Annotated in this window: 13 protein-coding genes; 5 read left to right on the top strand and 8 right to left on the bottom strand. The window is 42.4% G+C overall.

Going from position 1 to position 11,134, the window contains the following annotated elements; all coding sequences use genetic code 11:
- Positions 1-13: 13 nt before the first annotated feature.
- Both JJQ94_RS09970 and JJQ94_RS09965 read right to left on the bottom strand, forming a co-directional pair.
- Positions 14-412 (bottom strand): DUF3019 domain-containing protein, encoded by a 399-nt coding sequence (locus JJQ94_RS09970; protein ID WP_095727313.1) that lies wholly within the window; start codon positions 410-412, stop codon positions 14-16.
- Complete coding sequence (locus JJQ94_RS09965) at positions 402-1,217, bottom strand: MipA/OmpV family protein (RefSeq protein ID WP_017217793.1); 816 nt, start codon at positions 1,215-1,217, stop codon at positions 402-404. The genes JJQ94_RS09970 and JJQ94_RS09965 overlap by 11 nt, the downstream gene beginning before the upstream one ends.
- 211 nt (positions 1,218-1,428) lie before the next feature.
- Here JJQ94_RS09965 and JJQ94_RS09960 point away from each other — a divergent pair, with 211 nt between their 5' ends.
- The 3 genes from JJQ94_RS09960 to JJQ94_RS09950 are packed head-to-tail and all read left to right on the top strand — an operon-like array spanning position 1,429 to position 4,135.
- Positions 1,429-2,439 (top strand): phospholipase, encoded by a 1,011-nt coding sequence (locus JJQ94_RS09960; protein ID WP_099030885.1) that lies wholly within the window; start codon positions 1,429-1,431, stop codon positions 2,437-2,439.
- Positions 2,439-3,617, top strand: a complete 1,179-nt coding sequence (locus JJQ94_RS09955) for a peptidyl-prolyl cis-trans isomerase (protein WP_099030884.1) — start codon at positions 2,439-2,441, stop codon at positions 3,615-3,617. The genes JJQ94_RS09960 and JJQ94_RS09955 overlap by 1 nt, the downstream gene beginning before the upstream one ends.
- On the top strand, positions 3,614-4,135 hold the full coding sequence (locus JJQ94_RS09950) for a hypothetical protein (protein ID WP_099030883.1): 522 nt from the start codon (positions 3,614-3,616) through the stop codon (positions 4,133-4,135). The genes JJQ94_RS09955 and JJQ94_RS09950 overlap by 4 nt, the downstream gene beginning before the upstream one ends.
- A 56-nt stretch (positions 4,136-4,191) precedes the next feature.
- Here JJQ94_RS09950 and JJQ94_RS09945 read toward each other — a convergent pair whose 3' ends face one another.
- The 4 genes from JJQ94_RS09945 to dapE form a co-directional block, all read right to left on the bottom strand.
- The gene (locus JJQ94_RS09945; protein WP_099030882.1) at positions 4,192-4,860 is read right to left on the bottom strand and encodes a hypothetical protein; all 669 of its coding nucleotides are present in this window, start codon (positions 4,858-4,860) and stop codon (positions 4,192-4,194) included.
- Positions 4,861-4,902: 42 nt separating this feature from the next.
- The gene (locus tag JJQ94_RS09940) at positions 4,903-5,184 is read right to left on the bottom strand and encodes an acyltransferase (RefSeq protein WP_236596577.1); all 282 of its coding nucleotides are present in this window, start codon (positions 5,182-5,184) and stop codon (positions 4,903-4,905) included.
- Between the two features lie 263 nt (positions 5,185-5,447).
- A complete protein-coding gene (locus tag JJQ94_RS09935; protein ID WP_099030880.1) occupies positions 5,448-5,894 on the bottom strand; it encodes an Hsp20 family protein in 447 nt (148 codons plus the stop codon).
- Between the two features lie 155 nt (positions 5,895-6,049).
- Positions 6,050-7,231, bottom strand: coding sequence for a succinyl-diaminopimelate desuccinylase (gene dapE, locus JJQ94_RS09930; RefSeq protein WP_099030879.1), 1,182 nt, complete (start codon positions 7,229-7,231; stop codon positions 6,050-6,052).
- A 259-nt stretch (positions 7,232-7,490) separates the two neighbouring features.
- Here dapE and JJQ94_RS09925 point away from each other — a divergent pair, with 259 nt between their 5' ends.
- A complete protein-coding gene (locus tag JJQ94_RS09925) occupies positions 7,491-8,141 on the top strand; it encodes an OmpW/AlkL family protein (protein ID WP_039492172.1) in 651 nt (216 codons plus the stop codon).
- A 74-nt stretch (positions 8,142-8,215) separates the two neighbouring features.
- Here JJQ94_RS09925 and JJQ94_RS09920 read toward each other — a convergent pair whose 3' ends face one another.
- Positions 8,216-8,749 carry an acyl-CoA thioesterase gene (locus JJQ94_RS09920; protein WP_088532277.1) on the bottom strand — a complete coding sequence of 178 codons (534 nt, stop codon included), beginning with the start codon at positions 8,747-8,749 and terminating at the stop codon, positions 8,216-8,218.
- 200 nt (positions 8,750-8,949) lie between these two features.
- Here JJQ94_RS09920 and JJQ94_RS09915 point away from each other — a divergent pair, with 200 nt between their 5' ends.
- The gene (locus tag JJQ94_RS09915) at positions 8,950-9,516 is read left to right on the top strand and encodes a hypothetical protein (RefSeq protein ID WP_099030878.1); all 567 of its coding nucleotides are present in this window, start codon (positions 8,950-8,952) and stop codon (positions 9,514-9,516) included.
- A gap of 28 nt (positions 9,517-9,544) precedes the next feature.
- On the opposite strand, the gene tyrR is transcribed toward JJQ94_RS09915, so the two are convergent.
- Positions 9,545-11,101 carry a transcriptional regulator TyrR gene (gene tyrR, locus JJQ94_RS09910; protein ID WP_099030877.1) on the bottom strand — a complete coding sequence of 519 codons (1,557 nt, stop codon included), beginning with the start codon at positions 11,099-11,101 and terminating at the stop codon, positions 9,545-9,547.
- Positions 11,102-11,134: the final 33 nt, after the last annotated feature.

The raw sequence follows: 11,134 nt of genomic DNA, 5'->3' as shown, positions 1-11,134 counted from the left end.
CGTAGCCTTAACATTAAAAGAGGCGCCAACGCCTTTTTTTGGTTTTTACTTTATGAACCCAATTCACCTCAATAGTAGTCACTGCTAGCACATCTCGAGACTGCTTTGAGATAAGCTCATAACTCAAACTTTCATCAGAGCTAAAGTCTAACTCATATTTAAAGGTATCCGCTTTGGCCCAACACTGGAGGATCTTTTTCGACAAGCTCTCCCGAATGCAATAGTCCCCCTCTGTCGGTGCATTTACCGTTACTTTGACGTCCGCATAGCAAGTCCTCCCTTGGTTCAGGGCAACACACTTGCTCGGTACAGCATGAAGTATTCCCACTGAGTTAGTTTCTTCGGCGCGGAGCTGGTGGCTCAACAAAATCCCCAGAAACAACACTGTCCATGTGATTAATTTAGAAGACATATTTTACCCCAGTAAAGAATACTCTGGCGTGACGAGAGCGAACTAAGGGGCTATCTAACGTATCTTGAGAACCAACTAACCATGATGCGCCTGCGCTAAACACCCAATCTTCTGCAATTGGATAATTTAGTTGCATTTGTGCGAACGCCGAGGCCGAAGCACCGGGTTTATAGGGAGTCAAATAGTCATTGACTTCATCCTCTGAAACACCATAAAAGTAATTATGAAAATTACTAGAATAATAGTTAGCGCCAAAGTTAAGCCATAAATCCCAGTTCCTCAATTCAAAGTTACGTGTCGCTTCGAGGTGAAAAACCCAACCGTTTGTGTCACCAAAAACATCGTAGACTATTTCAGCAACGGCAAGAAATTCACCGACATGGCGATAATAGGAAAAGCCTAAAGAATTATCTTGATCGCGTTTACGAATGCCTCTTAGCTCAGGTACCACATCGTCGGTATCGTAGTAACCACGTTCAGAAAAAGGCAACATATAACTACCATAAATGGCATCAATTCCCCATTCACCATTGTTGATAATTTGGTAACCAACATCCGAGCCACCAAAGAAATCTCCTGAGTGGGTATTCAAGTAAAAACTTTTATATTCTATTTTTGCATCGACTAGAAAAGTACCATGTTTGAATGTCGAGTCCGTCCCAATCAAAGCTGGCATTGTCATATCAACATAAAAGGCACCAACACTCAGCTGCCAAGCAAACTCGTCATCAAGTTCGTCACTTTGTTCTTCGCAAATTCCATAAAACGGTAACAATAAACTGATTATTATAAGTAGTTTTTTCATAGTTCCATTCGTTTAGCGCAGGTGTGCCTAAATTCTCCCCGAGATCATACCTGACCCATTTGTGACCAACAAGCATCTTCTCTAATTTTTAACTCAAGCATAATTTAACTTTATTTTAATAAATATTTCACATAAATTATTTTAAATAGCGCACTTTGCTTTAAGCAGAAAAATTCGCGTTCACATAAATTAAAATCAATAGAGGCAATTCATGAAAAAATATTTACTCCCTTTGGCGCTAGTAGTCGCAGCAGGTCAAAGCTACGCATTTAGTCAAGAAACGCATAAGCGTATCGTAATCGACGCTGTAAACTACATGGCGCAAAACCCGACAACAACACAATATGCAAAGCTACAAGCCTACGCACAAGCTAACGGTATGTCTGTATCTGCGCTTGCCAACTTACTAGGTCAAGCGGCTTATGACGTCGATGATTTTGAAGATACGTTTTTTTGTGGCGCCATTACGGGTGATTGTGTACAGGCACCTCTTTGGGGTGCTGCTGAAAGCATCGTGAAATACACCAGTTACTGGCACTTCCAAAACCATACTCAAGGAGCTGATACTCACGGCAATGACTTCGGTGGTTATAATTATCAAAAGCTAACCGTATGGGGCTCTGTCGATACGATGGCGGCTACTTGGCTAAAAGGTGACTATTTAGACGATGGTCATGGCGGCGAAACTGGATGGTTCAGTGCAGATGACACTGAATACGATAGTTATGGGATCACAGAAAAACACTATCGTATTGATAGCCACTCAACGTACAGCATGTATGATGATTTTGAAGAAATGCCTTTTCAACCGATTGACAACTTAGGTCAGTATTGGTACCAAAGTTATGTGCAAAGCGGAAACCCACAGGTACTCGGTTTTGTATTTCACACCACGGATTTACTTCAACCACACCATACTTGGACAACATCAGATCTGAATCATGCTGGCTGGGAGTCTTGGGTGAAAGACTATTATGATCAAGAATCATTAAATGACTTTACTTTGGTCAAGCAAGCAATGAATAGTTTTAGTGCAGTTGATACCAACTCAACAGACATCCGCCCACTACTAACGCAAGGCGGCGCTTTCTCCTACTCACAAGGTGGTATCGTATTGAATTCTGAGGATCATTACGACCGCGTAAATACAGGAAAACAAGTGATCCCACATGCGATAGCTATGGTGGTTCACTTACTTAATCACGCGATGGACGTGAGATAATGCGATTTGTTTTACTTCTCTTGGTAAGCAGTTTTTGCTTACCAAGCTTTGCCTCACCAAGTCTACCTAAAGGCCTGACGCCTTTAGTTCATCAACTCTACCTTGAGCAAGGCCGAACACTATCTAAAAAGCAAACTACAGCGCAGTTACTTGAAAACCAGTTTTTACTATTCCAAGCGAAGCAACTTAACCCAAGTATTTTGGAGCGCCAATCTAACGTTGGTTTCAGCACCCGATATCACGTCGATAAATTTCTCGCAAGCTCACTCTTACATTGGTTCCCAGCACTTTCTCAGCTTGAAAAAAAGCACTACCCTTTGGTATTTGATAAGGATCAGGTGCTGTCGTTACTAGGAAAGTACCCCGCTGACGGGCAATACCCTGCTGAGCAATTACTCAAGTGGCAACAGCTGCAACTAACAAAATCAGCGCCACTGACACTTGCTCAAGTATTACATAGCCAATCAATGCAAAACCGCTTTAAACTTCACCAGGGGGAACTCGCGTTACTGCAAGCTATTGTCAATCAACATCTCAATCAACAGGCGCTATTTACCGCCGCAAAACCTTATGTTGCTAAGCAAGGTCTGACAATAGAACAGTTACGACAAGTGGTAACCGCAGAACTATTGAGGCCGAGCATGTTGGCATTTCTTGGTGTTAAGGAAGAGATGCATGGTGCAACGAGCCAGTATGTTGATACCCTGAGAAGTGAAATTCCAGAAAGTGCTATCGCGAAGTATTATGAGCGTCATAAGAAGCGGTTTAAATACATCAAGCAAGTCAGTGCGAGCGCAGCGAAATTTCCCGAACAAAAAGCCGCACAGCAATTTAATGATTATGCAACTGCACACTCATGGCAACAAGCCATCGCTAAATATACCCCGATATTAATATGGCAGGCCCAACTCACTCCGCTGACGCGCCAAAGCACGCCGAAATGGGAAACACAGCTGGCGTTTAGTAATCAACAAGGCAAGATAACACCTAGTATTCGCACGCCAAGTGGCGAATGGCTGGTATTGTATAGTCAGTCACCGGTATATGATTACTACGATGTGAAAAGTGAAACAGTACGCTACCAAGCACTGCGGGCACTTACCCAAGAGTTTGCCCAGAACAAATTCGAGCGAGATTATATGGCTTGGAAAGCGGCAAACAGCGGAGTAGTAATATGAAGTATTGGCAAGCATTGATTGTCATATTCCTTGGGGCAGTGATCGCTGTATTCACACTGCGTTTTGCCAACATCGGTTGGCAAAACCCCACATATACCGCCCCATCACAGGCTGAGCCCAAGCAGGAGAAAAGAGCTGAAGCATTAAGCGCACCAAACAATACTTATGCTCCAATCAAGTCAAATGCCGAGACCTCTTTCAAAGCCGTTAAGTCGATCACGGAACCTGAATATCTGCCTCCAATAAGCCAAACCGAAAAGCAAATGGATGATTTTCAGGGCGATTTGTCGGATACCGAAGCTTACCAAGCGTATTTGGATCAAAAAGACGTCAAGTTAAAACAACAGTATATTGCGGCCGTCGATGTCAAAGTAGCGCAAATAGAAGCACTGCTAGCGCGTGGGATCAAAGAGGGATTACCACAACAACAGTTACAAGAGGCAAGAGATAAAATCACAGCACTTAAAGACATGCAAAGTAAATTGCGTACTGAATTGAGAGAACGTGATAACAAATAAAGTTAGGCTGTGGCTCCACTTGTGTCTCCCACACGCTCAGTCAAAGAACAACACCATTAACGTACCTGAAGCTGAATGTTGCCGCTAGCCACATTAGGGTTTTTCATCACCGCATTGAGGACTACATCTTGTTGTCCTCCGTGGTAATAGCTAATAATTTCTTCTAGCACTTTTTTGGGAGTACTTGGATTCATGACAAGTGCTAAGTGCGTAGCAAAGTCTCGTTTTAGACTCAAATAAGTTAGCGTGTTTGGTGCCGTCGCGGGGTTTTGTGCAACCGCAAGATCTATCACATCGCCACTTTCAGGCAGATAAGAAACCAACGCTTCAAGTTGCTGAGCTGAAGTGTGGCTGTCTTTGGCTTGTTTTAACACTAAAACATGTTGATTCATGTGTAATAAGATATAAATCGCAATGCTGAAAACACCTCCCCAAAGCACTAAGTGTGTATATTTGATGCTCAGAACTAAGCCATCGACATGCATATCATGACGGGCAGCATGCATTTTCAAAAAGAAATAGCTAAAAATGGCACTAAATAGAAAAACCAAGAAGCTATAAATTAGCATCGCGTTTACGCCAGTATCTTGCGAAAAGGGCGAAAATTGCACTTGGTGATGAAATTGTGCAGACATGTGAAACAACAAAGTATAAAATCCACCCGCGATGAGTAACGATAACCCACCTGATTTCAACAACAATATCAGCTTATCTTTTAATTCCATTCTTCATCTCAACACAATATTTTTCTTCTACCATACAAGTAACTAGCTAAAAACACTACTTAGATAAAAACTAAATACAATGATCGAGCCGTTAAACAAAGATGCAATGAGAAAGTGCTGACTCGGATAACGATAACCCGTCACTTTAAATCCAAGCGCAGCAGCCCCGAGTACAGCAAAGAAAGGGGTAAATGTAAAAATAGCTTCTCCCACCACTAATCCAACAATGACGTCATGCAATGCGCCGCTCACGATAAAAGTAAACCAATAACCAAGTTTTTCGCCCACTTTCTCCGCGCATGGGCGAAATACGAAGCGTGCCAAGTAATAACTCCAGATAGGATTCCAATAAACCCAGAAGCCATCGAAAGACTGAGCGCCGAAAGCGCGCCGTAACATGTTTCCTAGTGACTGACTATGACCCAGTGGTACACCATTTCGTCTTTTTACGTATTGTCTTAGTCCTAGTTTCATTTTCTGGGGGATAACGAGTGAAGCATAACTTTACTAATAACAAATGCTTTGTATTTAGGCAAAAAAAAGCCGCCTGACGGCGGCGAGTTGGAAATCAATAAATTAGATTGATATTACTTGCTTTCAAGCAAGTTGCCCGAGCCAATTTCTATTTTTCTTGGCTTCAGTGCTTCTGGGATCTTACGCTCAAGGTCAATAACCAGTAAGCCGTGCGCTAAGTCTGCGCCTAATACTTTGACATGATCGCCAAGTTGGAATTTGCGTTCAAACCCGCGTTCGGCGATCCCTTGATGAATAAATTTACGCTCGTTAGCTTCTTCAGTCGCTTGCTTTTGACCTTTCACGGTCAACGTATTGTTTTCTGATTCCAGTGTTAGCTCTTGCTCGGTAAACCCTGCAACAGCCATGGTAATTTGATACTTGTCTTTACCTAGCGCTTCGATGTTGTATGGTGGGTAGCTAGGTTGTTTATCTGTTCTTGCAGCAGCATCCATCATAGAAGCTAAATGATCAAAACCGATAAATGAACGATATAATGGAGATAAATCTACTGTACGCATAATTTTGTATCCTCTTAAAGCTATACATAGGTGCTCACTCTTCAAAAAGAACCAATAAGCACTTTTAAAACAAATGGTTATTTAATTTATGAGGCCCTGTCGGCGTCCTCATAAAGCTATTTATGGTCAGCAAATTTATTTTCAAGAAAATTCTTTTAAAAATTTTCAACTTTTTTAAAAAACCTATTTAAAACAGCTAAGTATATTTTTTCTATCGCATGTAGCTCGCTAAGAGATAGATGTTCATTCACTTGATGAATTGAATCATTCTTTACCCCGCATTCGATCACTTGCGTTTTTCCGGTCGCAAAGAAGCGACCATCGGAGGTGCCGCCTGCAGTACTTAAACTCGGATATTGCCCCGTTGTTTCTTGGATTGCTTGTTCTACCAGCGTTAAGAAGCAGTTTTCTTGCTTTGCGCCGGTATAAAACGACTCACAAGGCCGCTCCCAACTGATCGCTAACATGGCACCGGATTTAGCCAGCGACTCTTGAATATAGTGCACAACTTCTTGGCTCTTATAGGCATGGCTGTAACGAATATTAAAGGTGATTTCACACTCTGCTGGCACTAAATTATCCACAATATTTGGTACTGTGATCCCAGTGACTTGCAGCGTGGTTTGCGATCCCGCTTCATCTTTCCACCAAGGTAAAAGCGCGAGTTGGCTAACCAACTGGCCTGCGATGTGGGCTGCATTAACCGTTTGTTCTGGATAAGCCACATGCCCCGCTCTTCCTTTAACCTGAATACGCCCAGAAATCGCCCCGCGACGACCATTTTTAACCGTATCTCCTACCACTTGGTGTGAAGTCGGTTCACCAACCAAACAAGCATCTAGCTCGATGCCTTTTTCCGCTAATCGCTCTGCAATCAATTTGGAACCAAACTCCGCTTCACCTTCCTCGTCAGAAGTGAGCAACCAGTAAAAACTTCCTCGTAATTTTTCAGGATGCTGTAGTAATGTTTTGGTTGCAGCAAGCATTGCCGCAATGCCACCTTTCATATCAGCAGCACCACGTCCATACATCACGCCATCAATAATCTGCGCACTAAATGGTGGTACAATCCAGCCTTTATTATTTGCAGGCACGACATCCACATGACCTGAAAAAGCAAAAGTTGGTCCCTGAGAGAAACGATAACTTGCAATTAAGTTTTTTACTCCCTGCGCCTCAAACTGCTCAATAGTAAAGCCCAGCGCAGCGAGTTGCTCTGACATGAAAGCGATAGTGCCTGCATCACACGGCGTAACCGAAGGCGCTTGGATCAAACGCGTTAATATCTCTGTGGCGTATGAAGTACTGAAGTTTTGATACTGTGTTGCTAGTGACATAACTAAGAATGATTTGTAGGTGAAATCTAGCAATTATTTAAAGATGAAACTTTGACCACAGCATTGCAGTTTTAATGCAAATTAATGACATCGAGAAAACTTAATCTAAATCAAACTTTCAAAAATTTCTGAAATCTTACAATTTAAAAATTGATCTAGAACAGTTTTTCATTTTTTGAACCCTTTTAAGATGGCTTCATTAAAAACACACACTGTTTCACAGTTTAAAAATGTCCTCACATAGGGTTAGGAGAAGAAAATGAAAACTTTAAGCGCTGCACTTTTATCTACTCTGCTAGTTGCTGCTCCCTTCGCACACGCAAATTTCAGTGTTAATGTTGGTGCTATTAACGTAAACCCTGACAATTCGGCTTCCGCAATTGATCAAGATAACTCTCTTGGTCTAGTTGCTGACTCAAATACTCAGCTAGGTATCACGCTTGACTACCACTACAGCGATAACATCGTATTTGAACTGGTTGCGGCAACACCATTTTCTCACACAGTTGACGGTGCTGGTGGCTTAGCAGGGGCTGAAATCGCTGACATAAAACACTTGCCACCAACATTACTTGCACAGTATCACTTCTTTGATGCAAGCGCTAAGTTTCGCCCATTTATCGGCGCGGGTCTAAACTACACAGTATTCTTCGATGAAGAGCCAAGTGCTGCACTAAAAGCAACACTAAAGACTAACGACGTAGAAGTTGATTTGGATAGCTCTTTTGGTATTGCATTACAAATCGGCTTTAACTACGACTTAAATGAAAAATGGGGTCTGCACGGCATGATCTCTAAAATTGACATCAATACCGATGCAACAGTTTACGCTAACGGTGTAAAGGCACTGACATCTGACGTTGAGCTAGACCCTGTTGTGGCCATGTTCGGTGTGAAATATAAGTTCTAACACCTAAACAGTGTGGAACACAGAATTACTGTTACTTTCTCAATCCCCAAGGCCACTGATGTGGCCTTTATAGTTTATAGATTACTGTTTTTCTTTGCCTCTAACATGGCTTTCCAATGCATAATCTCAGGAGATAAAATAGGTGCTTCACCGTTAAACCCAGCTACTTCGAGCATTTCTTCGACCGCAACCACACCGCCCTTGCGCTTGAATACCCCACGCACATAAGCAATTGCATGCAGCCCACGCTTAGAATGAAAGCGCTGTTCAATGTAAAAGTATTTATGATCCCATCCCACCACCTTAGTGGTAATGGTAAATTTTTGCAGTGGTTTAATATCGCGAATATAAGTAATCGCCGTTGCGTTAACAATTGGGAACCAGCGGCGTTTCATCACAGCTGCAAATAACCCAACTCGCTCTGTCATCCAAGTACGCGCCAAATCCATAAATGCTAGGTATCGTGAATTGGTCAAGTGCATATTGATATCGCAATCGCTTGGCAGGGCGCGGTACTCGATATCTATCGGAGACAAAATGGAATCTGCTGTTTGTTTATTCTGTCTTATTCTCCAAAACAGCAGCAGTAAACGAAAATATAAATTCATAACAATGGTCTTACCAGTTAATAATTTTTCGATTCTAGCATAGCAATTCATATTCTAAAGTGATTATTTTGCTACGCTTGCGTCTATAACCGATACATTACTTTGACCCTTAGTTGCGGTAATGCTGTCGGTAAACTAGATTAATAACCTGAGCTTCAAAAAATGAACGCCTTTCTAGCACGACAAGAAAGAACCATAAAATGAGCTTAAAAACAATGAGTTCGGTTACTACATATGCGAAACTCAAATTAAGTAAAATAACTGAAGTGAAGTCAATGAAAAAATTATCCCTTGTTACCTGTTCCACCTTATTTGTCTTTTCCAGTATGTGCTACGCAGACTTCGACTTTAAAGGAGAAGGTGCGCTAACCTACCCAACCGGTGTAGAGAAAGCGTTTGAATTTGGTTTTGCTTGGAACAAACAGACTGAACAGTTTCGCATCGGTGAAAATCATTATGACATGTCTGAACTACCAGAGTCTTACTCAGTTGCCATTACACTGAGTAAAGACGATACCCGCGTGTGGATCCAAGAGTTCAATCAAGGGTTTATTTCTGGATTTAAGTGGCAAATTGCAGATCATCACATCTCTCTTGTGAAAAAAGAGTTTAGCGACTCTGTAAAGGGTAATTATGTCTTGACGGTAAATGGGATAGATTACTTCTTTGCGCGAGATAACGTTAGTATCACACTCTCTTTTGAAGAAGATGGCATTAAGAATATTAAGGTAGATGGCGTGACAAAAGACATGGGAACTAAATCATAAAGGCCACACACATTGCGTGGCCTTTAGATCATACTTTGACTGTTTTTCTGTTTATCCCATACTCACGCAGCTTATTGGCAACCGCTGTGTGGCTTAATCCCAAACGTTTAGCCAGCTGCCTTGAACTCGGATAAGCGGGGTAAAGCTTACGCAACAAGGTTGCTTCAAATCGCTTCACCGCTTGGTCTAACGTCCCTTCAAAATCAGACTCCAAATAACCTAAGTCATGGGTAAAGGTCGGTAAGTTTAGATGCTCAGTACGAAGTTCTTTATCATCAAGCAATGAAACCGCACGATAAATGGCGTTTTCTAGCTGCCTCACATTACCAGGCCAAGGGTAATTCTCTAAAAACTCAATACATTCTCTAGCAAGTGTTGGCGCTGGATGACCATTTTGCTGGGCATATTTTTGTACAAAATGCTCAGCCAAAGGCCCGATATCTGCTTTCCTATCTCTCAGCGGAGAAATTTCAAGTGTTAGCACGTTAATGCGATAGTAGAGATCTTCTCTAAATACGCCCTCTTGAACCATTGCCGGCAAGTCTTTTTGCGTTGCAGCTATGATGCGAACATTGACCTTAACTTCATTCTCGTCACCAACTTTACGGAACGTGCCGTCTTGTAAAAAACGCAGTAACTTAGTTTGTAACTGAGTTGACATTTCACCCACTTCGTCAAGGAATACCGTGCCGCCATCAGCTTGTTCTAGCACACCACGTTTTGGCGCTGCATTTTCTTCATAGCCTGCATAACCAAACAGCTCAGACTCGGCAACGTCATCTGGCAGCGAAGCGCAAGAAAGCGCAATAAACGGCTTTAACGAACGGTTAGACGCATAATGACATGCTCTAGCTAATAGCTCCTTACCCGTACCTGTTTCACCCGTGATCAGAATTGGCGCTTCTAGCTGTGCCATTTTTCTGGCTTCACGCACGACTCTACGCATGGCTGTGCTGTGGTTATGAATCGTCGCAAAACTTTCTTGGCCATAACGACGAAACGCACTGACTTGCTGTCCTAATCGCGACTGCGATTTAATGTTGATCACCGCACCGGCTAATACATCGCCTTCGATCCCTTGGGGCACCGAAATTGGCAAAATATCAGCAATAAAATCTTCCCCGCCCACTTCTACACGGGTTGTCTGGCCTAACACCTCTTTACCTTCTAACCAACGGGTAAAGTTAAACCCTTTCAAAAGGTTGTTAATGTTGGCACTGATCACTTCCTTTTCAACCATGTTAAGGTCGCGACAAGCTGCGTCATTGCAATGACGTACCCAGCCTTTAGCATCAATAGAAATTACACCATCAGGTAATGCACTGAGCAAGGTATTCAGCTCATTGTGCTCACGTTCTGACGGTAAAAACGCTGTAGTACGAACATCTTCAACGCCATCGATTAAGCGGATCTCAGGCATAATCTTCTGAAACTGTTCAAATTCGATGGGTGGAAAGCTCACGTACATTCGACAATTTACTGAATCGACTTCTATACCTTTCAAATCGACACGGTAACTCACCAAGATATTGAGAATTTCTTGGGCAATACCAATACGGTCAGCGCAATGTATCTCTAGACGCATTTGTTCCTCAAAGCGGGTTTTCACAATTGACGA

It is taken from the genome of Pseudoalteromonas sp. GCY, from assembly GCF_016695175.1.
Classification (GTDB): Bacteria; Pseudomonadota; Gammaproteobacteria; order Enterobacterales; family Alteromonadaceae; genus Pseudoalteromonas.
The sequence above is the reverse complement of the archived record's forward strand: the minus strand, read 5'-3'. Positions and strand labels throughout refer to the sequence as shown.